Origin of the sequence: Clostridioides sp. GD02404 (assembly GCF_045898275.1) — a bacterium.
Taxonomy (GTDB): domain Bacteria; phylum Bacillota; class Clostridia; order Peptostreptococcales; family Peptostreptococcaceae; genus Clostridioides; species Clostridioides difficile_A.
Map to the genome: position 1 here is coordinate 68,214 of NZ_JBJOCA010000016.1, position 26,013 is coordinate 94,226.

At 27.4% G+C, this 26,013-nt stretch carries 18 protein-coding genes, 1 tRNA gene, 1 CRISPR repeat array and 3 riboswitches; of the genes, 13 read left to right on the plus strand and 6 right to left on the minus strand.

The window, feature by feature from the left end; translation table 11 throughout:
* The first annotated feature begins 63 nt into the window (after positions 1-63).
* The 6 genes from Q3287_RS11230 to Q3287_RS11255 all read left to right on the plus strand — a co-directional run bounded on the left by Q3287_RS11230 (position 64) and on the right by Q3287_RS11255 (position 7,324).
* Positions 64-1,044: a dipeptidase gene (locus Q3287_RS11230; RefSeq protein WP_407964098.1), complete on the plus strand. Its 981-nt coding sequence runs from the start codon at positions 64-66 to the stop codon at positions 1,042-1,044.
* A 258-nt stretch (positions 1,045-1,302) separates the two neighbouring features.
* Complete coding sequence (locus Q3287_RS11235; RefSeq protein ID WP_223195536.1) at positions 1,303-2,256, plus strand: iron chelate uptake ABC transporter family permease subunit; 954 nt, start codon at positions 1,303-1,305, stop codon at positions 2,254-2,256.
* Complete coding sequence (locus Q3287_RS11240; protein WP_054270128.1) at positions 2,246-3,202, plus strand: iron chelate uptake ABC transporter family permease subunit; 957 nt, start codon at positions 2,246-2,248, stop codon at positions 3,200-3,202. The genes Q3287_RS11235 and Q3287_RS11240 overlap by 11 nt, the downstream gene beginning before the upstream one ends.
* Positions 3,199-3,954 (plus strand): ABC transporter ATP-binding protein, encoded by a 756-nt coding sequence (locus Q3287_RS11245; RefSeq protein WP_054270129.1) that lies wholly within the window; start codon positions 3,199-3,201, stop codon positions 3,952-3,954. Before Q3287_RS11240 ends, Q3287_RS11245 begins: the two co-directional genes overlap by 4 nt.
* Positions 3,955-4,053: 99 nt before the next feature.
* A complete protein-coding gene (locus Q3287_RS11250; protein WP_231301332.1) occupies positions 4,054-5,022 on the plus strand; it encodes a siderophore ABC transporter substrate-binding protein in 969 nt (322 codons plus the stop codon).
* A 427-nt stretch (positions 5,023-5,449) separates the two neighbouring features.
* Positions 5,450-7,324 (plus strand): bifunctional diguanylate cyclase/phosphodiesterase, encoded by a 1,875-nt coding sequence (locus tag Q3287_RS11255; RefSeq protein WP_054276592.1) that lies wholly within the window; start codon positions 5,450-5,452, stop codon positions 7,322-7,324.
* Positions 7,325-7,374: 50 nt separating this feature from the next.
* Here the strand turns inward: Q3287_RS11255 and Q3287_RS11260 are convergent, their stop codons facing one another.
* The 3 genes from Q3287_RS11260 to Q3287_RS11270 all read right to left on the minus strand — a co-directional run bounded on the left by Q3287_RS11260 (position 7,375) and on the right by Q3287_RS11270 (position 10,168).
* Entirely contained in the window at positions 7,375-7,974 is a 600-nt protein-coding gene (locus Q3287_RS11260) for a TerD family protein (protein ID WP_054270132.1), read from the minus strand.
* Between the two features lie 102 nt (positions 7,975-8,076).
* Positions 8,077-8,874, minus strand: coding sequence for a MetQ/NlpA family ABC transporter substrate-binding protein (locus Q3287_RS11265; RefSeq protein WP_054270133.1), 798 nt, complete (start codon positions 8,872-8,874; stop codon positions 8,077-8,079).
* A gap of 111 nt (positions 8,875-8,985) precedes the next feature.
* Positions 8,986-9,091, minus strand: a riboswitch (SAM riboswitch).
* 90 nt (positions 9,092-9,181) lie between these two features.
* Complete coding sequence (locus Q3287_RS11270) at positions 9,182-10,168, minus strand: lipoate--protein ligase (RefSeq protein WP_054276593.1); 987 nt, start codon at positions 10,166-10,168, stop codon at positions 9,182-9,184.
* 259 nt (positions 10,169-10,427) lie between these two features.
* Positions 10,428-10,604, plus strand: a riboswitch (Lysine riboswitch).
* Positions 10,605-10,742: 138 nt separating this feature from the next.
* On the opposite strand from Q3287_RS11270, the gene Q3287_RS11275 reads away from it, so the two are divergent.
* The 5 genes from Q3287_RS11275 to Q3287_RS11295 all read left to right on the plus strand — a co-directional run bounded on the left by Q3287_RS11275 (position 10,743) and on the right by Q3287_RS11295 (position 20,207).
* Positions 10,743-12,473 carry a Na+/H+ antiporter NhaC family protein gene (locus tag Q3287_RS11275; RefSeq protein ID WP_054270135.1) on the plus strand — a complete coding sequence of 577 codons (1,731 nt, stop codon included), beginning with the start codon at positions 10,743-10,745 and terminating at the stop codon, positions 12,471-12,473.
* A 109-nt stretch (positions 12,474-12,582) separates the two neighbouring features.
* Positions 12,583-12,663, plus strand: a tRNA-Leu gene (locus Q3287_RS11280).
* Between the two features lie 519 nt (positions 12,664-13,182).
* A riboswitch (glycine riboswitch) is annotated at positions 13,183-13,287 on the plus strand.
* 209 nt (positions 13,288-13,496) lie between these two features.
* Positions 13,497-15,971 carry an aminomethyl-transferring glycine dehydrogenase subunit GcvPA gene (gene gcvPA, locus Q3287_RS11285; RefSeq protein WP_407964099.1) on the plus strand — a complete coding sequence of 825 codons (2,475 nt, stop codon included), beginning with the start codon at positions 13,497-13,499 and terminating at the stop codon, positions 15,969-15,971.
* Entirely contained in the window at positions 15,971-17,428 is a 1,458-nt protein-coding gene (gene gcvPB / locus Q3287_RS11290; protein WP_407964100.1) for an aminomethyl-transferring glycine dehydrogenase subunit GcvPB, read from the plus strand. The genes gcvPA and gcvPB overlap by 1 nt, the downstream gene beginning before the upstream one ends.
* A 421-nt stretch (positions 17,429-17,849) precedes the next feature.
* Positions 17,850-20,207: an HAD-IC family P-type ATPase gene (locus Q3287_RS11295; protein ID WP_054276595.1), complete on the plus strand. Its 2,358-nt coding sequence runs from the start codon at positions 17,850-17,852 to the stop codon at positions 20,205-20,207.
* 86 nt (positions 20,208-20,293) lie between these two features.
* Here Q3287_RS11295 and Q3287_RS11300 read toward each other — a convergent pair whose 3' ends face one another.
* Both Q3287_RS11300 and Q3287_RS11305 read right to left on the minus strand, forming a co-directional pair.
* A complete protein-coding gene (locus Q3287_RS11300; RefSeq protein WP_054270138.1) occupies positions 20,294-20,611 on the minus strand; it encodes a pyrimidine/purine nucleoside phosphorylase in 318 nt (105 codons plus the stop codon).
* A gap of 718 nt (positions 20,612-21,329) precedes the next feature.
* Entirely contained in the window at positions 21,330-22,607 is a 1,278-nt protein-coding gene (locus tag Q3287_RS11305; protein WP_054270139.1) for an amidohydrolase family protein, read from the minus strand.
* 1,026 nt (positions 22,608-23,633) lie between these two features.
* Positions 23,634-24,365: direct repeats of the CRISPR family, unit length 29 nt; unit sequence GTTTTATATTAACTATGTGGTATGTAAAT.
* 197 nt (positions 24,366-24,562) lie between these two features.
* Here Q3287_RS11305 and Q3287_RS11310 point away from each other — a divergent pair.
* A complete protein-coding gene (locus Q3287_RS11310; protein WP_407964101.1) occupies positions 24,563-24,781 on the plus strand; it encodes a hypothetical protein in 219 nt (72 codons plus the stop codon).
* A 59-nt stretch (positions 24,782-24,840) separates the two neighbouring features.
* Here Q3287_RS11310 and Q3287_RS11315 read toward each other — a convergent pair whose 3' ends face one another.
* Positions 24,841-25,188: a hypothetical protein gene (locus Q3287_RS11315; RefSeq protein WP_227832302.1), complete on the minus strand. Its 348-nt coding sequence runs from the start codon at positions 25,186-25,188 to the stop codon at positions 24,841-24,843.
* 534 nt (positions 25,189-25,722) lie between these two features.
* Here Q3287_RS11315 and Q3287_RS11320 point away from each other — a divergent pair.
* Complete coding sequence (locus Q3287_RS11320) at positions 25,723-25,920, plus strand: hypothetical protein (RefSeq protein ID WP_147628927.1); 198 nt, start codon at positions 25,723-25,725, stop codon at positions 25,918-25,920.
* Positions 25,921-26,013: the final 93 nt, after the last annotated feature.

The window sequence follows — 26,013 nt, forward strand, 5'->3', positions numbered from 1 at the left end:
TATAGTTTTTCGTGAATTAAAAAGTTTATTTTGATAAAGATTTTTATTTAACTGGAGGTTGTTATGATTTTCGATGGACATTCAGATACTTGGGCAGATGTAACAATAAGAAGACTTAACGGGGAGAAAGATGTATTTAGAAGAATTCATCTTGATAATTTTAAAAGGGCAAATATAGAAGGAGCTATTTTTGTAATATGGATAGACCCTCCATATGATAAGGAACCTGAAAAAAGAGTTAAACAAATTGTAAATTCCATAAAAGATGAAATTGAAGATATGAAAGATATTGTAAATATAGTAAAAAAATATTCTGATATAAGTAAAGGTATAAGTGAAAATAAAATAAATATTTTAATTGGAATAGAAGGATTAAGTCATATTGGAAAAAATATAGATTTAATAGATTATTTTTACAAGGAAGTTGGAGCAAGACATGCATCGTTAACTTGGAATGAGCAAAATGAACTTGCGACAGGATGTTTAGGAGATAAGAACAGAGGTTTAACTGAAATAGGGAAAAAAGCAGTAAATAAGATGGAAGAATTGGGCATGATTGTGGATGTGTCACATTTGAATGACAAGTCATTTTGGGATTTGATGTCTATTGTAAGTAAGCCAGTAATAGCTTCTCATTCTAACGCAAGAAATCTATGTGATGCTAAAAGAAATCTTACAGATGCTCAATTAAAAGAAATTTCAAAGACAGGTGGATTAGTAGGAATAAATAGTTTTAGAGGATTTACTAATAGTAATCCCAAAAAACAAGATTTGATGCACTTAGTTGACCATATAGACTATATGGTAAATCTTATAGGTATAGAACATGTATCTTTTGGGTTTGACTTTAGTGACTACTTGGGGACAGAAACTATAGGTTCTTTTACTGAAAATGCCAGTATTCCAAGTGTAGATGGTCTTGAAAGTACACATACAGCACATAATATAATAGTAGAACTTGAAAATAGAGGTTATAAAAAAAGAGATATAGATTCAATTTCTAGTGGTAATTTTTATAGACTCTTTAAAGATATATTAAAATAATATAATGAATAGCTTAAACGTATAAGATATTTATTATATTTAATGTAACACATACATATTTAAATTAGCATTTATAATTTATTTTATTAAATTAAATTTTAATGTTACTAGAAGTTTCAATTCTAGTAACATTTTTTATATGTAAAACAAAAAAATATATATATCTATTGACAATGATAATTATTATTGATAAACTGTAAAAGTAAAAAATGATAATAATTATCATTTTAAAAAAAGAAAAGTTTTTAAGGAGGGAGAATGAAAAAAAGGTATTTAGTCATAGGAATAATAATTTTGTCTTATTTTTCTTTATTTATAGGAGCTGAAGATATAAATATAATGCATCTATTTGCAAAAAATCAACATAAACTTATGGTATTTGTTATGAGTAGGATACCAAGATTGATAAGTATATTGATTGCAGGTGTAGGGATGAGTATAGCAGGTCTTATAATGCAACAGATAAGTAAAAATAAATTTGTATCACCTACAACAGGGGCTACAATAGATGCAGCTCAATTTGGTATAGTAATTTGTATGCTTTTAATACCAACTGCGTCTATTCTTACAAAGACCATAATAGCATTTGTATTTTCTCTTATAGGGACTTTTATGTTTATGAAAATAATAAGCAGATTACAATTTAAAAATATAATTTTCGTACCATTAGTAGGTATAATGTTTGGAAATATAATAGGCTCTATGACAGATTTTATTGCATATAAATACGATTTGAGTCAAAATGTAAGTTCTTGGATGCAAGGTGACTTTTCTATGATACTTAAAGGAAATTATGAGATATTATACATCACAATACCTCTTATAATATTAGCATATGTCTATGCAAATAAATTTACTGTTGTTGGCATGGGCATAGATTTTGCAACAAACTTAGGGTTGAGCTACAAAAAGGTTGTTAATATAGGTTTGGTAATAGTGGCCCTTGTCACAGTATGTGTAGTCGTTACAGCTGGTAATATACCTTTTATAGGTCTAATAGTTCCAAACATTGTGTCCTTATATATGGGTGATAATATAAGAGCAAACATATGGTATACTGGTTTATTTGGAGCTATATTTGTGCTTATATGCGATATTTTTGGAAGGATAATTATTTATCCATATGAAATATCTATAGGACTTACAGTTGGAGTCATAGGAAGTATACTATTCCTTTATTTGATACTAAGGAGGAATGTAAATGAAGCTTAGTCTTAATAAGAAAATTTATTTCATTAGTATATTACTATTAATATCAATAGTGATTTTTACAATTTATGGAATAGATATGAATAATATAGATTATGCACTATCACAAAGAATACCAAAAATACTTGCTATGATATTAGGTGGAGGGTGTATAGCATTTACTACTGTAGTGTTTCAAACAATTACAAACAATCAAATACTAACACCAAGCGTATTAGGATTGGATTCATTATATGTAATGATTCAAACTATAATAGTATTCATATTTGGTTCAACTAGCAGTTTGATTATTAATGAAAATTATAATTTTATTGTAAATGTTGCTGTGATGATTGGAGCATCAATGTTATTATATAAGATATTATTTGAAAAAAATAAAAATAATATTTTCTTTTTAGTCCTAGTAGGTATGATATTTGGAACCTTATTTAAAAGTGCAACAACCTTTATTCAAGTAATGATAGACCCAAATGAATTTCTAGCTTTACAAACTAGTATAATGGCCAGTTTAAATAATATAAATACTAATGTACTTTTAATAGCATTTATAATAATTATTGCCATGATACCTTTTATATATGACGAAATAAAGTATTTAGATGTATTATCATTGGGTAGAGAGCAATCAATTAATTTAGGTGTAGATTTTGATAAAGTAGTTAAAAAAATGATAATAGTAATAGCAATTTTAGTTTCAATATCAACAGCACTTATTGGTCCAATGACATTTTTAGGGCTTTTACTTGCTAATATATCTAGAGAAGTTTTTAAAACGTATAAGCATACATATTTAATTTTTGGTTCTATGCTAATAGGCATGATTACATTAATAATTGGTCAATTTTTTATACAACATGTATTTAAATTTGATACTACTTTGAGTGTAGTAATAAATTTCATAGGAGGAATTTACTTTATTCAGTTATTGTTAAAGGGGGCAAATAAGTGATAGAAATAAGAAATATATTTAAAAAATATAAGAACAAAAATGTTGTAGAAGATGTTTCTTTTAATATAGAGAAAGGAAAGATAACTTCTTTTATAGGACCAAATGGAGCTGGGAAAAGTACTGTATTATCAATAGTAACAAGGCTTATAGGTGGTGATAGTGGCGAAGTAATAATAGAAGGGAAAAACTTAGCTAGCTACACTAACAAGGAATTAGCTAAAAAAATAGCTATTCTTAAACAATCTAATAATATAACTTTAAGGCTCACAATAAGGGAATTGGTTGGGTTTGGAAGATTTCCGTATAGTGAAGGAAATCTAACTAAAGAGGATGAGAAGTATATTGACGAAGCGATAGAATATATGAAATTGACTGATATACAACATAAATATCTAGATGAGTTGAGTGGAGGTCAGAGACAAAGAGCCTATATAGCAATGGTAATAGCCCAAGATACAGAGTATATATTGCTTGATGAACCACTTAATAATTTAGATATGAATCATTCAGTTCAGATGATGAAAGTGCTTAGAGACCTTTGTGATGACCTAGATAAGACTATAGTGTTAGTAATGCATGATATAAACTTCGCATCATGCTATTCAGATAATATAGTTGCATTAAAAAATGGAAAAATAGAGAAGGTAGGTCGTACAGATGAGATAGTCAATGAAAAAGTTTTAGAAGATATTTATGAGATGAATTTCAATATTAAAAATATAAATGGAAATCGAATTTGTATTTATTTTTAACGAATCATCTATAAAATTCAAAGTATTATATAAAAACAAACGAATTTTATAAAAATTTAAATTAAAATAGACATCAATAAGAAAGAGGGAGATATCAGCATGAATAAAAAAGTAGCAATAGTAGCCACAGTGGTAATAGTAGTATTGGTGACAGTATTTGCATTAGGTGGAGGCAAAAAAAATGAATCTAAGACATCAGATAATTCAAATGATACTGTAAAGATAACTCATAGTTTGGGAGAAACAGATGTAAAGCTAAATCCTAAGAAGGTAGTAGTATTTGATTATTCAGCTCTAGATACAATGGATACGTTAGGAGTAGGAGAGAGCTTAGTAGGACTTCCAAAATCAAGTTTGCCAACATCTTTAGAAAAATATAAAGATGAAAAATATGCAGATTTAGGAGGATTGAAAGAACCAGACTTAGAAGGTATAAAATCAGCAAATCCAGATTTAATTATAATAAATGGAAGACAAGAAGATTTTTATGAGCAATTATCGAAAATAGCACCAACAATAAGTACAAGTAAAGATGATAAGAAGTATTTGGATTCTGTTAAAAATAATATAGATAAAATAGGAAAAATATTTGGAGTGGAAGAAAAAGCTAATCAAGAATTTAGTAAAATTGAAAAGAAGATAGAGACTTTAAATAAAAAAGTAAAAGAAAAAAACTTAAATGCTTTAACCCTAATGGTAAATGAAGGTAATTTAAGTGTATTTGGGGAAGAATCAAGATTTAGTATATTATACAATAGTTTTGGATTTGAAAATAAAGATAAAAATATAAAAGAATCAAGTCATGGTCAAAATATTACTTTTGAGTATATAGCTAAACAAAATCCAGAAGTTATGTTTGTTATAGATAGAGGAATAGCTACAGGTAGTGATGTAAAAGAGGGTTCAACAGCAAAGTCTGTTTTAAATAATGATATAATAAAATCTATGGATGCATATAAAAATGATAATATAATCTATCTGGATTCACCAACATGGTATGTGAATGATGGAGGTCTAACTTCTTTAAATAAAATGATAGATGATGCATCACAAGCAGTTAATAAGTAAATCTATTATTTACAATAAACATGTTTTATTTATTACTTATTTAATCAGCCACTTTAAGTGGCTGATTTTTTATGATTTAAATAATAATCTTAATTACAATATAAATCTATTCAAAATATAATAAAATACAAAGTTATACTGGACAAAAAGAATAATTTTTAAATATAATTGAACTATATAGATGTATGTTGTCGCAATTATATAGTTTTAAGCTATGTTTTACAACTAAAAGTAAGATAACTATATTTGAAAATAAGAATTTCTATATAAAAAACGTTTTTGTAAATGGATATAATTCTAAAAATAAACTATGTAAAATAAAAATTTCTATATCTTAACTGCATATAAGTTTTTATTGGAATTTCATGCATCTTATTTGAAAAATGATTATACACATGAAAAACAACATAGAGGATAGGGGTATTTTATGAAGAGAGTTTTGAAGGTAACTATCTTAGTCTTATTTATTTTATTAATTTCTATAAGTTCCATTTCGATTAAATTGATTCATAATATTGGGGACTATGGAAAACTTATTAATTATGTTGGCATTGTTCGGGGAGCTAGTCAGCGTTTAAGCAAATTAGAAATGAACAATAAACCCAATGATGAGTTGAGAGATTATATTGATGGGATTTTACATGAATTGATTACAGGGGATGGAAAGTACGGTTTGGTAGACGCTGATTGCAAAAAATATAATGAGTACTTATTTTTACTAGAAAAAAAGTGGAAAGATTTAAACACTGAAATAGAAAAAGTAAGGATGAATGAAGAGAATAATCATTTATTAGATATAAGTGAAGAATTTTTTAATCTTGCAAATAGTACAGTGTTTGAGATAGAAAATTTCTCTAAAGAAAAAAGTGATTATCTAATGACTTTAATAATCATTATATCTACTATAGGTATGTTAGCATGGATTATATTGATTATACAATATAATAGAAAATTAATTAGTTTGGAAAAACTAAATGTAGATTTAAAAAACATTGCATATAAAGATGAGCTAACAGGAGCAAATACTATAGAAAAGTTTAAGATAGATGCAAATCAAAATATTCACAAATATAAAGATAAGAAATTTGCTATATTCTATATTGATTTTGAAAATTTTAAATACGTTAATGATATATTTGGATATGATTATGGAGATATGATACTGAAAAGATATGCTAATCTTATGATGAATGATATTGGAAAATATGAGATATTCGCAAGAGAAATTGCAGATAGATTTATTGCTTTAAGATGTTATGTAGATAAGTCAGATTTAGTAATAAGGCAAAGAGTTGTAGATGATAAACTAATTAATATTACAAATGAAATTAAAAACAAATATAGTATCACTATTGTCAGTGGAATTTGTTGTATTGAAGATGTGATTGAAAAACTAAACATAGATGATTTAATAAATCGGGCAAACTTTGCACAAAAAACTGTTAAAAATAAACCAGGGACTAATTATGCTTTTTATAATGAAAATATTCGTAAAAAAATGATTGAAGAAAATACAATCAAAAGTAGAATACATGAAGCTATTGAAAATAAAGAATTTATAGTTTATTTTCAACCTAAAGTTAATTTACATAATCAAAAAATAGATTGTGCAGAAGCTTTAGTACGTTGGATGACTCCAGATAAAGGGATTATATCTCCTGCAGTATTTATTCCAATATTGGAAAAGGATTTTTTTATTGGTTTAGTAGATAAGTATGTTTTTGAAGAAGTCTGTATATGGATTAGAAAGAGATTAGATGAAAATAAACCATTTGTTCAGATATCAGTTAATGTTTCTAGAATACAGTTCTATAATACTAAATTTGTGGAAACTTACTCAAATATACAAAAGAAATATAATATACCCCGAAATACTATAGAAATTGAATTTACTGAGAGTGTTGCTTTTGAGAATCAAGAACACTTTTTGGAAATTATACATGATTTACATGAAAATGGATTTACTTGTTCTCTAGATGACTTTGGAAAAGGTTACTCATCTTTAGGTGTCTTAAAAGATTTACCATTTGATGTTTTGAAGCTTGATTCTATGTTTTTTAATGCTAGTTTAGACAAAGAAAAAGAAAGAACAGTAATAAAAAATATTATACATATGCTAAAAGAATTGAATATTACAACTGTTGCTGAAGGTATTGAATATAAGGAGCAAGTTGAGTTTCTAAAGGAGATTGGATGTGATTTAGTTCAAGGATATGTATTTTATAAACCAATGCCCATGTTAGAATTTGAGGAACTACTGGATAAAGAATGTGTTTATAATAGTTATCAAGTAAATACTTAATGAAAAAAGGGACTGTAAGTAAATTTACTTATAGTCCCTTATAAATACACTTATTTTCTTCCTGCAACCCATTTTAAGCCCCAATGGAACTCATTGTCCATTTCTCTATGACCTTTAAAGTATTTAATTACTTTTTCAACACTGAATGTCTCATCATTTACATTTTCTATCAAGGCTATTGAACACATATTATAGCCATTTTTATGTTCATCAAGTTTAACAACTAAATCTGAATCCTGTTTCTGTTTGATTGTTACAATTCCATCAGCCTCAGACCAATTAGCTACACCTTCATAGATAAAAGCATAAATAAGTATTCTTTTTATTTCTTTTATTTTATTACCATTTATTCTTATGTTTTCTCCTTGTGTATTGCTACCTGTTCTGTCATCTCCATCTAATTGAGCAAAAGGCGGATGTCCTAAACTACCAAAAGAATTACCTAATGCCTGTACAGCACCTTTTACACCATTTTTCATTTCAAACAAGCAACCTAAATCTAAATCTATATTACTGCTTTTTAGAGAGCCAAAAAAACCTTTTTTTTGTATTTTTTGATTCCAATTTAAATTAACTAAGATTTCACCTAAATCACTATTTTCTTTTTTTGTAAGGTTTATTTTTTGCCCCTTTTTTAATTCTATAGCCATAGTAATTTTCCTCCATAAACATAGATTTACTTAAATGGTAGCACTTAACAAGTCAATATTCAACAAGATTAGAATAATAATATTAAAATTATACTAAATATACTAGAAAACAGGAATTACAATGCCTTTATATTTCTCTTCAATTATACTTCTTGCTTTATCTGATGTAAGAACATCTTGTAGAACTTTAATTTTTTCACTATCTTTATCTTCAGTTCTAAATGCCAAAAGATTTGCATACTCATCATTTATAGGTGCTGTATAAAGTCCATTTTTCTTAGCATCAAGTCCAGCAGGTACTGCGTATGTAGTATCTATAAATGCAGCAGTTACATCTGGAAGAGAAGATGGAATCTGAGCAATATCCAATTCTTTAAATTGTATGCCTTTTGGATTTTCTATTATATCTTTAGGACTAACTAATCCATCACCTTTAGGTAAAGTTAAAAGTCCGATACTTTCAAGGTATCTAAGGTCTTTAGAACAAGAAGATGGGTTGTTACTTATTGCGATTGTATCTCCTTTTTTAAATTCATCAATAGATTTTATCTTGTAAGAGTAAAGGATTGCTGGGCATACATATAGTTTTTTTCCAGCCATTATTTTATATCCTTTAGCTTTAACAGCTTCTTTTAGATAAGGTTCATGTTGGAATAGATTTGCATCAATTTCTCCGTTATTTAAAGCTTCGTTTGGAAGTATGTAGTCATCAAAATTTTTAACCTCCAAAGTATAACCTTTTTCTTCGATAAGTGGTTTTAATTCTTCTAATAATTCTCCACCTGGTACTAAAGTAGCGCCAACAACAATTTTTTTATCATCGTTACCTTTAGAACATCCAACTATAGATAAAGTAAAAACTAGACATAATAATAAACTTAATAATTTTTTGAATTTCATATAAATTCCCTCCTGAATATGATTGATTAGTTAAAAATAAAATACCCTCTTTTATCACACTGCAAAATAAAATAAGCCTGAGTTTAAACTCAGGCTTTAAAAGCTAATTTAGACTCATCTTTCAGTATAATACTGCAGGATTTAGCACCAATGTATATAAAAATATACTGGTTGCTGGGTTTCATAGGGCCAGTCCCTTCACCACTCTGGATAAGAAGTATCAATTTTTAATTATGTTATAAATATTATCATGATTTTTTACATATGTAAACATAATTTTATAAATATTTTAAAATTTTTAATATTTCTATTTAACACCTAAGATTCCAGAAATTAGAATATCAGTGTCAGCTCCTAAGAAATAATCATTTATTTCAATGGAATCTAAAACATTCCTTAAAGCATTCTCTTCATGTTTCGTTCCAGCAAGTTTATCTTCCACAAATGAAACATCACGTTTTCCAAAAAAGTCTCCAAAAAATTTTATAGTAGTTATTATTCCCTTATCAACATTTAGATTAAACTCAACATTTCCACCAGAATATTTTAACTCATTTGAAAGGGTATATTTTGGGGAATTACCAAAGTTCCAATCCCAAGTTTCATATTTTGACTTAGTAAGTTTTTCTATTTGTTCTATGTCATAATCACTTAAATAATAATTAGTATTATCAGTGTTAGTTTTAGAGAGATAATTCATTATTGCGTCCTTAAATTCTAGTATATCCATTTTAGATTGTAGATGTTCACTTATATTAGTTACACGAGATTTTACAGACTTTATGCCCTTTCCTTCAAATTTTATAGGTTTTACCTTTAGAGCTTTTGAAAGGTCATTTATCTCAGATGAAAATAACAGTGTACCATGATGCATCACCTTATTTTTGTAGTTGTATTGAGCATTTCCAGAAAACTTCTTACCATCTATAAGAAGGTCATTTCTTCCAGAAAATTCAGCGTTTACATCTAATGTCTTAAGTAAGTCTATTATTGGTTGAGTGAATCTTCTGAAATCACTAAAGCTATTATTATTGCAGGCTATGAATGTAAAATTTATATTTCCTAAATCATGAAATACAGCTCCACCACCAGATTGTCTCCTAACAACAGGTATAGAATTTTCTTTTATATATTCTAAATTTATTTCAGAAAGTGTATTTTGATTTTTTCCAACAATTATAGAAGGTTCATTCCTCCATAAAATAAATAAGTCTTCGTCAAAATTTTTTAGAAGATATTCTTCCATCGCTAAATTGAAGTAAGGGTTTGTCTTTTCATTGTAAATTAGTAACATTAAAGTAATTCCTCCATATAATTGATAAAATTTTTTTGTTATTTTTAGTACAATTAATTTTATAATTCGACAATAATGTAAAAAGTCCTTTAAATTAGAAGATTTAAAAAAGAAGACAATCTTATATTAATAGAAGTGTATATTAAACATAATTAGAGAAGTTTGGGATTTTATGTAAAAAATAAAAAGGAATTTTAAAAACTAACTTGCAAAGTTTAAATAAATAATATATACTCAAAATATACTTAATAAAAGTGAATAGAAGGGTAGAGGCGCAATAATCTATCAGTACTAATAATGAGTTAAGCACAGAGATTTATTAGGAAAGGAGATATTGCCGAAGTTTTATAATCGATGCTTTAAGATTATATTGCTGGGGGTACATAGAAAATATGTACAACTGTCACAGGTTTATTTGTGGTGAGCTATCATTTAAGGAATTATATTATATTTATTTTAATATTGTTGATGTATTGTAATTTTCAAGCCTTGAGTGTTTAGCACTTAAGGTTTTTTTAGTTTTATCAAATACCCTGTATAATTCACAAAACTAAAAAAAGAGAGGGAGATTTATATGAGAAACAAAAAAATTAATATTATTTTTCTGACGACAATTATGTTTATAATGTCAACAGTAATGGTTTTTGCAGAGGAAGATATAGACACTATCGCACTAGCTAATGCAGAAAAATTTGGAATCTTAACTTTAATACCACCATTAGTTGCTATAATACTTGCATTCATAACTAAAAACGTAATAATTTCTTTACTTATAGGGATTCTTTCTGGGAGTTTTATAATTAAAGCTAGTGGTATAAACGTGTTTGCTACATTCATACAAGCATTTTTAGACTTAGTGGATAGAGCTTTGGTATCGTTATCAGACCCGTGGAATGCAGGGATAATACTACAAGTTCTAGCAATTGGAGGGGTTATAAATCTTGTTGCAAAGATGGGAGGAGCTAAGGCTATAGCTGAGGCACTTGCCAAAAGAGCGAAATCAGCGAAAGGTACACAAATTATAACATGGTTTTTAGGTCTTTTGGTATTCTTTGATGATTATGCAAATTCATTAATAGTAGGTCCTATGATGAGACCTGTTGCAGATAAAATGAAAATATCAAGAGAAAAATTAGCCTTTATAATAGATGCTACAGCAGCACCAGTTGCTGGATTAGCTATAATATCTACATGGATAGGTCTTGAAGTTGGTTTAATACATGATGCTTTTGAAAGTATAAGTGTAGATGTTGATGCATTTGGTATATTTTTAAATACAATACCATTTAGATTTTATAATATATTAATATTAGCATTTATTGTAATATCAGCATTATTATTAAAAGAATTTGGGCCAATGAAAAAAGCAGAAATAAAATCTAGAAGTAGAAAAGTTGGTACAGACCTTGATGAAGGTGTAGAAGAATTAGATGATTTAGCACCAAAAAATGGAGTAAAATTGAGTGTGTGGAATGCTATAATCCCAATAGGAACATTAATAATAGTTGCTTTGGCATCATTCTATTATAGTGGATATACGTCTATAATGGGTGGTGAAGATAAAGCTCTAATACAACTATTTACAAATTCACCATATTCTTTTGGAGCAATAAAAGAAGCATTTAGTGCATCTGATGCATCTAGAGCATTATTCCAATCTGCACTTGTTGCAAGTTTAGTTGCTATTATAATGGCTGTAGTTAAGAAGATTTTTACAGTGTCAGAAGCAATTGATGTTTGGATAGATGGTATGAAAAGTTTAGTAATAACTGGTGTAATATTAATACTTGCATGGTCATTAAGTTCAGTAATAAAAGAATTAGGTACAGCTAAATTTTTGATACACTTATTATCAGGTTCACTACCTCCATTCTTATTGCCAAGTTTAATATTTGGTTTAGGAGCAATAATATCTTTTGCTACTGGAACAGCTTATGGAACAATGGGTATACTTATGCCACTAGCAATACCACTAGCTTACTCATTAAATCCTGATATGTCTTATGTAATAGTGAGTACAAGTGCAGTCTTAACAGGTGCAATATTTGGAGACCACTGTTCTCCGATTTCAGATACAACAATACTTTCTTCAATGGGAGCTGGTTGTAATCATATAGACCATGTTAATACTCAAATGCCATATGCTATATTTACAGCAGTAATCACTATTGTATTTGGATATATACCAGCTGGATTAGGATTGCCAATATATATAGTATTACCAGTAGCTATAGCTGCTGTATTTGTTGGTATTCAAATAATTGGTAAGAGAGTTGATGAAGCAGAGATAGAACTTGCAGAATAAAGATATAAATAAATTTCACCTTTTATTATCATTCTTTTGTTAGTTTTTAGATAATTTTAAAAAGTTATTGAAAATAATAGCGAAATATAGTAAAATAAAAGAGTGATAAGCGGATGTGGCGGAATTGGCAGACGCACTAGACTTAGGATCTAGCGCCATTGGCGTGGGGGTTCGACTCCCTTCATCCGCACTCTACAGTACTTAGTTGTGCTGAAAAAAACTGGGATTGCTGGCTTTCGGAGTGGGCTATCCCGTTTTTATTTTTTGATAAATCGAATATAATATGAATATATTTCTAAGGATATTTTATTAATAAATATAAAAGCACATTGAGTGCTTTTTTTGTTGTTTAAAATTACAATTACATATAAGTTCTTAGATATTTGTCAATAAGATAAAATCTTATTTTTCACAAAGATAAATTTGCAAACGATTCTATTGCATGTATAAATATATCTTTAACATAATATAGTAAATTACAATATAACTTTACTTTTAGTGTTTTATATGACATGCTAGTAATAAATTAAATAAATATATTATTTTACATTAATATATAACATATATGTATAAAAGTTAATATTATAAAAGTAGTATAATTGATAATAAAAACTTAACAAAAAAATTAATACATAAAAAAAAATAAATATAATGTGTTGACATTTAATTGAAATATTCATACAATAAAAATGAAAATAAATATTTCCAAATGAGATTAGCGAGAGAGATCTTTATATAAAAAGGCGCCGAAGAAGCAATTTAAGAAATGCCAATTCTTAGAGAAACTTTCAGGCAAATATATCGCTAATTGATGGGACTCTGGAGAGACTTAGGTTAATAGACTATAAGTCACCGAAGAAGCAAAATAATATTAAATTATTAAATCTTTCAGGTATACAAACAGGGATATATAGGCTAGGATTATTTTCTATGCTGATATATCTTTTTTTTATGAAAAAGTACAGGACATAATATCGAAATTACTTAAATATAGTGGGTCTAAATTTATAGGGAGGGTTATATATGAATGAATTGAAAAGAGTACCTTTGTATAATATACACAAAGAGCTTGGAGCAAAACTTGTTGAATTTGCTGGCTGGGAAATGCCTTTAGAATATGAAGGAATAAATAAAGAGCATGAAATGGTTAGAAAAAGTGCAGGTATATTTGATGTATCTCATATGGGAGAGGTACAAATAAAAGGTGTAGATTCAGAAAAATTTATACAAAATTTAGTTACAAATGATATAAGCACATTAAAGATAAATGACATTATATATACACCTATGTGTTATGAAAATGGAGGAGTAGTTGACGATTTATTAATATATAAATTTGGTGAAGAAGATTATTTATTAGTAATAAATGCAGGGAATATAGATAAAGATGTAGCATGGATAATAAAACAAAGTGAAGGATACCATGTAGATATAAAAAATGTTTCTAATGAAGTTAGTCAACTAGCAGTTCAAGGGCCTAAAGCAGAAGAAATTCTTCAAAAAATCATAGATATAGATTTAAAATCAATAAAATTTTATAAGTCAATTCCATCAACAAAAATATGTGGTTTAACTTGTTTAGTTTCAAGAACAGGATATACTGGAGAAGATGGATTTGAGATATATTGTAAAAGCGAACATACAGGAATAATTTGGAATGAAGTTTTAAAGGCTGGAGGAGAAGACATATGTCCTGCTGGTTTAGGCTGTAGAGATACTTTGAGATTTGAAGCAGCTCTACCTCTGTATGGCCATGAAATAAATGAACATATATCTCCAATTGAAGGAGGCTTATCAATTTTTGTAAAAACAAACAAGGAAGGCTTTGTTGGGAAAACAATCTTATCAGAAGAAAAAGAAAGTGGAGCTAAAAGAAAATTAATAGGATTTGAGATGCAAGGTAAAGGGATGCCTAGAAATGGATACGATATAAAGATTGGTGACAAAACAGTAGGTTTTGTAACAACAGGATGTGCATCCCCAACAACAGGAAAAATTTTAGGCATGGGAATTATAGATTCTGAATATGCAAAATCAGGAAATGAAATAGGAATAGCAATAAGAAAAAAAGTTGTTCCTGCTATGATAGTTAAGAAACCTTTTTACAAAAAGCAATATAAAAAAGATAATACTATATCAAATGAAGAGAATAAATTTTCATATATACCTGCCACAAGTGAAGATAAATCAAAAATGCTAAAGGTAGTAGGATTAAATTCAGTTGATGAATTATTTTCAGATATACCAGATGAAATAAAGTTAAAAAGAGATTTGAATTTAGAAAGTGGGAAATCTGAATTAGAAGTAAGTAAAATAGTAAAAAGATTGTCAGAAGAAAATTTAAGTTTAGAAGATTTAACTTGTTTTCTTGGAGCTGGTGCATATGACCATTATATACCATCAATTATAAAACATATAACTTCAAGATCTGAATTTTATACAGCATATACTCCATATCAAGCTGAAATAAGTCAAGGGACTTTACAAGTCGTGTTTGAGTTCCAATCTATGATTGCAGAAATTACTGGCATGGAAATTGCAAATGCATCAATGTATGATGGGGCAACTGCTGCAATAGAAGCATGTATAATGGCTATGAACCAGACGAGAAAAAGTAAAATAGTAGTATCAAAAACTACACATCCTGAAACTTTATCAGTACTAAAGACTTATCTGCAATATAAAGATTGTAAAATAGTAGAAATTGATTTTTGTAATGAATATGGAATTACAGATATAGAAAAATTAAGAGCTTCAGTAGATAAAGATACAGCATGTGTTCTTATACAGACTCCTAACTTCTTTGGAATTATTGAAGAAATGGAAGAAATAGAAAAAATAACTCATGAAAATAAGGCTATGTTAATTATGAGTGTTGACCCAATATCATTAGGTGTTTTAAAGACACCAGGTGAAATAGGAGCAGATATTGTTGTTGGAGAAGCTCAATCATTAGGAAATCCTATCAATTTTGGAGGTCCTTATGTAGGATTTTTGGCTAGCAAATCTAAGTATACAAGAAAAATGCCAGGAAGAATAGTTGGGCAAAGTTTAGATACAGAAGGTAAAACTGCATATGTACTAACTTTACAAACTAGAGAACAACATGTAAGGAGAGAAAAAGCAACTTCTAATATATGTTCAAATCAAGCCTTAAATGCTCTTGTAGCCTCAATATATATGGCTACTATGGGTAAAGACGGTTTTAAAGAAGTTGGCATGCAATCCATGAAAAAAGCACATTATGCTTATAATAAACTTATACAAACTGGGAAATATAAGCCAATGTTCAAAGGTAAATTTTTCAAAGAATTTACTGTACAAGGAAATCTTAATGTAGAAACTATAAATAATAAACTTTTAGAAGAAAATATATTAGGTGGTTATAATTTAGAATACAATTATCCAGAATTAAAAAATTCAACTTTACTTTGTGTGACTGAGAAAAGAAGCAAAGAAGAAATAGATAAGTTAGTTGGAATAATGGAGGGATTATAATGAAAGAATATAATAGTTTGTTGATAGATATATCTAAAAAAGGTAGAAAAGCATATTCACTTCCAAAGTTAGATATAGATGATATAAAAGTAGAAGATATGATTGACCAAAGTATGGTTAGACGAAGTGAATTGAATTTGCCAGAAGTTGGTGAATTAGAATTGGTTAGACATTATACCCTATTATCGAATAAAAATTTTGGAGTTGATACAGGTTTTTATCCTTTAGGTTCTTGTACTATGAAATATAACCCTAAAATAAATGAAGATATGGCAGCACTTCCAAACTTTACAGGAATGCATCCATACCAATCTTCAGATACAGCACAAGGTTCTCTTTCTTTAATGTATGATTTGTCAAGTAGACTTGCAGAAATTACAGGTATGGATGAAGTCACACTACAACCTTCAGCAGGTTCACATGGAGAATTTACAGGGTTAATGATTATAAAAGCATACCATGAAAACAGAGGAGACCATAAGAGAACTAAAGTAATAATTCCTGATTCTGCACATGGAACAAATCCAGCAAGTGCAGCTATGGCAAACTTTGATGTGATTCAGATAGCATCTGATAAAAATGGAGCTGTAGACATAGATGCATTAAAAGAAGTCTTAAGTGATGAAGTAGCAGCTCTTATGCTTACTAACCCAAGTACTCTTGGATTGTTTGAAAAAAATATAAAAGAAATAGCAAGCCTTGTACATGAAGCAGGAGGGCTTTTGTACTATGATGGTGCAAATATGAATGCTATTATGGGAATAACAAGACCTGGAGATATGGGATTTGATGTAGTACATCTTAATCTTCATAAGACTTTTTCTACTCCTCATGGTGGTGGAGGTCCAGGAGCTGGTCCTGTTGGAGTTAAAAAAGAATTGGTACCTTTTTTACCAATACCAGTGATTGAGAAACAAGAAGATAAGTATGTATTAAATTATGATAGAGAAAAATCTATTGGAAAAATTAAAAACTTCTATGGTAATTTTGGAGTGCTTGTAAGAGCTTACACGTATATATTAACTATGGGAAGAGATGGTCTTAAAGAAGCAAGTGAGATGGCAGTTTTAAATGCTAATTATATCAAAGAGAGTATAAAAGATGATTATATCTTACCAATAGATACTTTATGTAAACATGAGTTTGTATTAGGTGGATTACCAAGAGGAGAGGCAAATATAAAAACTATCGATATAGCAAAGAGACTTTTAGATTATGGATACCATCCTCCAACAATGTATTTTCCTCTTATTATAAATGAAGCACTTATGATAGAGCCTACAGAAAGTGAAAGCATTGAAACATTAGATAGTTTTATAGAAGCTATGAAAAATGTTGCTAAAGAGGCAAAAGAAGAGCCAGAGCTATTGAAAACTGCTCCACATAATACTTTAGTTAAGAGAGTGGATGACGCAAGAGCAGTAAAGAAACCTATACTTACATGGTCACAAAGATAAAAAATTAAAAGTAGAAATTATAAATATAAAGAAAGTTGTATTTATAAGAAAAAGCTATCTGACTTAATATAGTCTAGATAGCTTTTTTATGTATTGATATGTATGGTATTTAGCACTGAAGTTTTAAATTAAGTTAGCATCCATATAGAATGTTAGGATAATGATTATAATACCAATATTTATAGGTTCTATAGGAATTTATTTTGGGACAATTTATCTACTTTTTAGATTAAGAGAAACTTAACTAAAATATATCGAAATTTATAAAAATTTAGGAAATCTTAAGAATTATAATATTTAAATCTTTAGATTTATATTTTATTATATAAACTATAGAATAATAAAATAAAAAAATTGATACTTTTATAATATATTTGTAGCTTTAAGTATAAAAAAATCGTTAAGTTGAAAGGAGTAGAATATGGATAATATTAATTTAAAAAGGTATAATTGTGATATAAATATGGGGTTAAGCAGTAGACAACTTCAAAGTAGAATAGATGATAATTTAATTAATGTATTTGATAATGGAAAAACTAAAACATATAAACAAATTCTTAAAGATAATGTGTTTACACTTTTTAACTTAATAAATATTGTTTTAGTATGTCTATTAGTATCGGTTGGTTCTTTTAAGAATACTCTATTTATATTTATTGCTGTAATTAATACTATTATAGGGGTAATTCAAGAAATAAGAGCTAAAAGATTGCTGGACAATCTATCTGTCATAGTCTCAAATAAGGTATCTGTTATAAGAGAAAGAGAGAAAAAAGAAATTGATGTACAAGAATTGGTACTAGATGATATTATGATTTTAAAAACAGGTAATCAAATTTGTGCAGATTCAAAAGTTTTAGATGGAAAATTAGAGGTAAATGAGTCTTTAATCACAGGAGAATCTGATATTATTATAAAAAACAAAGGTGATTTCTTATATTCTGGTAGTTTTATAGTTTCTGGAGAAGCTTTTGTGAGAGTTGAAAATATAGGTAAAGACAACTATGCAAATAAGATAGCTAATGATGCTAAGGTTTCTAGAAAACATAACTCTCAACTTAGAAATTCATTAAATACAATATTAAAAGTTGTAGGTATAATAATTATTCCTCTAGGAATCATATTATTTGCAAAGCAACATTTTGGAAATGGAGATTCTATAACAACATCTGTAGTAGGAACTGTGGCAGCTGTAAATGGAATGATACCAGAGGGGTTGACACTACTTACAAGTATTGCACTAGCTGTAGGAACTATAAAGCTTGCAAGTCATAAAACTTTAGTGCAGGAGTTATACTGTGTAGAAACTCTTGCCAGAGTCGATACATTATGCCTTGATAAAACAGGTACAATTACAGAGGGTAAAATGCAAGTTGATGATGTAGTAATGCTAGAGAAAGTAGATATTGATGATATAATGGGCAATATATGTAATGCCCTCAAAGATGATAATGCGACATTAAATGCAATAAGAGATAAATACAATATTTTAGATACATATAAAGTTAAAAATTTAATTCCATTTTCATCAGAAAGAAAATACAGTGGAGTATCCTTTGAAAATAAAGGGACATATTTATTAGGAGCATTTGAGTTTATTTTTAAGGAGAAATATAAAGAGTTTAAAGCAGAGGTTGAAAGATATTCTAAAAAAGGTAATAGAGTAATAGTTTTAGCTCATAGTAATTCTTGTATGGAAGGAAACAATATACCTAAAGATATAAAACCACTAGCTTTTATATTGATACTGGACAAAATTAGAGATGAAGCTAAAGAGACATTAGAATTTTTTTATAATGAGGGCGTAGATATAAAAATTATATCTGGAGACAATCCAATAACAGTAAGTGAAGTCGCTAGAAAAGCAGGTCTTAAAACGGCTAGTAATTTTATTGATGCTACAACACTTAAAAATGATGAAGATATATATGAAGCCGTTGATAAATATAGTGTTTTTGGAAGGGTAAGTCCACAACAGAAAAAACAAATGATTTTAGCACTAAAAAAACAAAATCATACAGTAGCTATGACTGGAGATGGTGTAAATGACGTGTTAGCACTTAAAGAAGCTGATTGTAGTATAGCAATGGCTTCTGGAAGTGATATTACTAAAAATGTTTCTAATTTAGTATTACTGGACTCAAATTTTGCATCAATGCCAAAAGTTGTTATGGAAGGAAGAAAGATAATTAATAATATTCAAAGAGCATCTTCTTTATTTTTAGTAAAGACAATTTTCTCATTCTTCTTGTCTATATTAACATTATTCTTCTTTAGTAGACAGTATCCATTTGTGCCTATACAATTATCACTAATTGGAGCTGTGACAGTGGGGATACCATCATTCTTCTTAGCTCTTGAAGCAAATAAAAGTAGAATTTCAGGAAATTTTTTACTCAATATATTAAAAAATGCCTTACCAGGAGCATTGTGTGTAACAGTAAATGTAATTATTGTGTACAACATAGTTGAATACTTAGGTTATAGTTCAAGCGTATTTTCTACAATGTGTGCGATATTAACTGGTGTATGTGGTCTTTTAATATTAAGACAACAATGTCTACCATTTAATAAAGAAAGACTATTTTTAATTGTAAGTATGACTATTGCATTTGTTATTGGAATTTTGTTTTTAGGTGGATTATTCTCATTTGTAGCATTGAGTAAAGACTTAATTCTTATAACTATAACATTAGCAGTATTAATGCCAATTATGATAAAAGTAATGCTATTTGTATTAGATGAGATATTAGATACAATAGTTCCAGATTTAAATTAAATTTAAGAATATATAAAAAAGAGCAGTTTTTAATTGAACTGCTCTTTTTAGATGTGTTTTATTTTATGTAAGAATATGTATGTTTATTAATCAGCTATATATGAGCAACAGTAGTCAACAACTTCATTAACTTTTAAATCGAAACTTGAATCACTAGGAACATTAAACTTCTGTCCTTCTTTATAAGTTATAAACTCATTACTTCCAGGTAATTTTACATCCATACTTCCAGCAAGCATTTCCATTATTTCTTCTTCTCTAGTAGAAAAAGTATATTCTCCAGGTAACATTAATCCTAAAGTTTTTCTTTCTCCATTAGGAAATATTATTACTCTACTACTTACTTTACCATCAAAATAAACGTTTGCCTTTTTTACTGCAGTAACATTTTTAAATTCACTCATTAGATAAAACCTCCAAAATTATTTATACATATATATTATATAAAAATAACACAAAAATTACTAGATATTTACAAACAAAATTTAGTATTTATTAAAAATTTTAATATAAATAAAAAATAAAGAAAAATAATATATAATATTAGGACTTTTTGAAAGCTTATAATCTTACAAGAGAGTAATTAAATCTTGAATAATTTGAAAATAATAAGATATGAAATGAACAGACTATTCAATAGAGGTTGTGACAGCTACAGTTATAATTGTAATAAGTTTTATTTTTTACAATAGATTATTTCAATTTAATAATTTTGATATTCTTATAAAACCAATACTACTTATTTTAATACCATCAGTATTATTTATGAAAATAAAGTTGCAGATAGGATGGGTAATCTTAAGATTTAGTGTATGTAAAGCGTACAACAAAAGTAAAAGTAGAGCTTAAGGTTACCTACTAAAATGAGTTATTAATTTTATAAAACTATAGGTATTCTGCTTAATATCTGGATACATGTAGATAATCTTAAATGCTAAGAGGGGATTATATTAAGGAAAATAGTATTAGTAAAAATATGTTACATTCACTAATACTATAAATAAGCTAAAAAGAGTGTATTTTAACCTATAGTTTTGAGTTTTAAAATACACTCTTTTATTAATTGTAGTCATATAAATGAAACGGATTATATGGACAAATTTTATATAATTAAAATTTTTATTATAATTCTATACTAGGCTCTTCAATTAATTTTCCACATACATATCTATGAATGATATTTCTATCATCACCAACATAGATAAACCTTTCAAGTCTTTCAAGTATAGAATAATTGGCATGATTCAAATCTGAATCATCAATAATTAATGCATCAAAATCATAATCTTCTTCAAAACTACCAACTTTTCCAAAGAAACTTCCTCCACTTTTTGTTGCAATATAAAAAGCTTCAGATAAAGATAAGAAATTACACTTCTTACCAGAATTTACCCAATATAATTTAGATAATTGTATTGCAGATACTATGGCTTTAAATATTGACAAAGTATGCCCACCACTTATATCTGAACCAAGAGCTAATTTAATATTATTATCAATTAATTTTCTAATAGGCATAGCTCCACTACCAACATTAAAGTTAGAAGCTGGGCAGTGAACTGCCATAACATTATTTTCTCTCATTAAATCTATTTCTTCCTGAGAACAATGAATACAGTGAGCCATTAGTGTAGGAGTCTGACCAAATAAATTATATCTATTATAAGCATCTCCATAAAATTTAGATTCAGGTTCTAAACTTTTAACCCATTCGATTTCATCATGATTTTCAGATAAGTGTGATTGCATAGGAATATTATACTTTAAACATAAATCACCCAAACCTTTTAAAAGTTCACTTGTACAGCTTGGTATAAATCTAGGGGTTATGATTGGTTTTACAATAGAATCTGTATCATTGTATTTGTTTATAATTTCTTCTGTGTCAGTAATAGAATCATGAGTATTTTCTAGTAAGGTGTCAGAGCAATTCATATTCATATTTACTTTACCAACGTATGCTCCAAGTCCAATCTCTTTGAATATATCCATAAGTTTCATAGACGCTTCTTTATGTACTGTAGCAAATACAGTTATTCTTGTAGTTCCAGATTTCCAAACTTCTTTCACAAATTTTCTATACATTTTTGTTGCATATTCTATATCTGCATAATTTGATTCTTCTGGAAATGTATAAGTTTCGAGCCATGGTAGAAGTTCTTTATCCATAGCCATTCCTAGATTTTTAAATTGAGATGCATGACAGTGAAGGTCATTCATGCCAGGTATTATAAGTTTGTCAGTGTAATCTATTATTTCTGTGTTTTTATATTCTTTAGGTATTTCTTTAAAGATTCCTTTTACTTTACCTTTGTCTAGTATAATGTAACTATTTTCAAATACTGTGAAAGCATCTGAAGTTTTTGTGAAAATTATATTTCCTTTTATTGCTTTTAACATATAAGTCTCCTTAGTTTTAAATTTGTTAATTTTAATATATGTAGGTCATATTTTGGTTTTATAAATTAAAATTTTACCATATGTATTATATCAAATCTAAGATATAAATTCTATTATATAATAGTAAATAGTAGTGAAATGCAGTTGTTTGCTATTATCTCCTAAGATACATTCTACTGGAATTTAGCTGATATTTAATAAAAATATAATGCTAACTGACATTTTACTGACATAAAATTGAACCTTATTTAAAGAGAAGATTACTTATATTCTCATATGCTTCTTTATCCATTTCATATAAAATGTGAGAATATCTATTCATAGTTATTTTTATATCTGTATGTCCTAATCTTTCAGAAATTATTTTTAAGTTGGTTCCATCTAGAAGAATTAAGCGTGCATTTGTATGTTTTAATTCATGTATATTTAATATCTCAAAGATTATTATTTTTTAATAATATTTTGAAAGGCATACGAAATTTTGCTTGAGTCTAAGGTTTGAGTTTAGAGTTTAGACATATTAGGTCTAATTCATTTTTTAATATTCCTTGTAATTTTAATTTGCTTTGTTTTAGCTTTTTTCTTTTAATAAACTTATTAGTTCTTCAGGTGCTGATAATGTTCTCTTTGATTTTGATGTTTTATTATATCTCTTCTGTTTTTAATTTTTTTCTTATGAAGGCTGACTTAGTATCCATAAGAGCACCATCCTTTGAGTTAGTTTGAATTAATTACTTAATTATATTTTATAACAAGTGAAAAAAATTTTCAGAGTTTATTAAAAAAATGTTTATTTTTATTAAATTATAAATTGGTACAAATATTCAAAAATAATCTATTTATGATATAATAAAAATATAAGAGTTTTGCAGCGTGCGATTTTTCTGTTTAAGTATAGTTTAACAGTTGAAACATAAGGCATTGAGAGTGTATGATAAGTGTTATCAATTGCACGACTATCCGCGCACTGCAAATTTAAGAGAGTTGTATATATGTAAGTATTGGAAATGCTAAGTTTATTTTGGGATTTTATATTAACTATGTGGTATGTAAATAAAGCCAAATAAACTAAGACCTAACAAATCTGCAAATTTTATATTAACTATGTGGTATGTAAATATTATAAAAAAAGCTTTAAGCAGCTTTGATAACTAGATTTTATATTAACTATGTGGTATGTAAATATTAAATTGATGTTTGCAACTTTAACTGCTTGGTTGAATTTTATATTAACTATGTGGTATGTAAATGAATAAAAATAAATCAAATTCAAAACCTCCTTAAAATTTTATATTAACTATGTGGTATGTAAATGACGCTACATCCTGTTGCATTGCTAAAAGTTCTGAAGTTTTATATTAACTATGTGGTATGTAAATTATCCCACGAATGTTGTATCTGATACTCCTTATATTTCGTTTTATATTAACTATGTGGTATGTAAATAAGGTTTAAAATCAATACCAACTATAGGAATATCGGGTTTTATATTAACTATGTGGTATGTAAATTGTTTTATTTGTTAATTACATTATAACATCTAGACGGTTTTATATTAACTATGTGGTATGTAAATCCAACACAGGAGCAACCAACACGTTTTATATTAACTATGTGGTATGTAAATATATTAAAATCTTTTATAATGTCTTTTGTAAATCCGAGTTTTATATTAACTATGTGGTATGTAAATATTTTTCAAACAGCTTTTAGAGCTGTATCTTCGATTGTTTTATATTAACTATGTGGATTTAAAATTAAAAATACTAAAAACACTTACTTAAATAGTAGGTGTTTTTCAAATTAAAAGGATGTAATAATATTATAAAAAACAATATATAGGAAAAACATGTAAATACATATGTTATAATATTTTTAGCAAGAAGATGGAATCTACAATTTATAGAGTGGAGTTCATGTATCAAAAAATTATCCTCCCAACATTGATAAGGGAGGTGAATATAGTAAGTACTTACTCAAAAGGTAGGTATTTTTTTATACAAAAAATAAAAGTAAGTGATAATTTGGGAATAGACATACACCTAAAAAATGGAAAAGAAAAAATATATTTCCATTTTCCAGTTAATCCACAAGATTCTTTATCTATTAAAAAAGAAAAAAGATTTGAAACTGTTGATATAGTGAATTTAGGTGAATTTGACATTAAAAAATAAGGGGAGAAGATAAGAGAAGTCTCATTCAAGACACTCTTACTTAACTTATATGATGCTTCTTATTGCAGATATAGTGAGTTAAAAATCCAATTGAAATAGTTGCAATGCTTGAAAATGGGTAGGCCAAGCCGAGTTGTTATAATAGCTATTAATATCATTGCTATTATTGTAATATCTAATTTTCTTGTGAATAAACCTATTACTATATATTCAAGACCCATTACATAGCGAGAAAGTACTTCTAGTTTAACAATTCTTTTTCTATATATATTTCCATACATTGATTCTAATTTATTAAAATATTTTTCACTGCAAAAACTAGTTTTAGGTTTAATTAAAGATATTATTGTAGTTAATATTATAATTCCTATTCCAATAAGTATAAGATAGGTATTCCAAAGTTTCATAGAAAAGACCTCCTTTAAAATATAATTTATTAAGGTGAAAATTTTAAAAAAATCATTTAGCTTTATCTATTTTTATTTAAATAGTAAAATATTATGTGAATTAGAGTACTTATAAGCACCTCCACAAATAAAAACGTAAATAGTTTAATTTTATTAAAGCTTATTTCTTTTGCAAAAATAAATTCATAAGAAGGCTACAATACAAAAACCTAACATAGTGGGAAAAGAAGTCTTTAAAATATTTTTCATAAATAATCACCAACTCATGTAAGGTTTATTTTTCTTAATCAAAGTATATCAGTAACATAAGTACAAAGAGTATCTAAAATACTACAAATATATGTAATAAAATTTAATGATAATATATTAAATATCAAAAAATATATCTATTCTAGAAAAAGATTTAAAATTCTGAATATTTATATTATAATTTATATAAACAAGGAGGTGTTCTTATGAAATTAAAAAAACTTGTACCATTTGTAATATCAGTATTAATGATTTTTCAAGTATGTGTACCATTTACTTTTGCTGATGAAGACCCCCCATGAAAAAATTCCTCAAAGGATAATAGATTTAGCAAATCACAACATTAGACCTAGAAACGAAGACCCTAAGAGTAAAGTAATGTTAAACAGTAAAGATATCAAAAACTTAATATCAACAGAAGAAGATACAATATTAGATGTTGTAAAAATAGCTGAAAATAAAGATTCAGAAACATTTGATTAAAAAATAGCTACGCACACTTGTGACTTTAGTCGTGAGTTAGTAGCTAAAATAGTCAGCATATAGGGAAACTTATATGTAGAGATAGGATAGAAT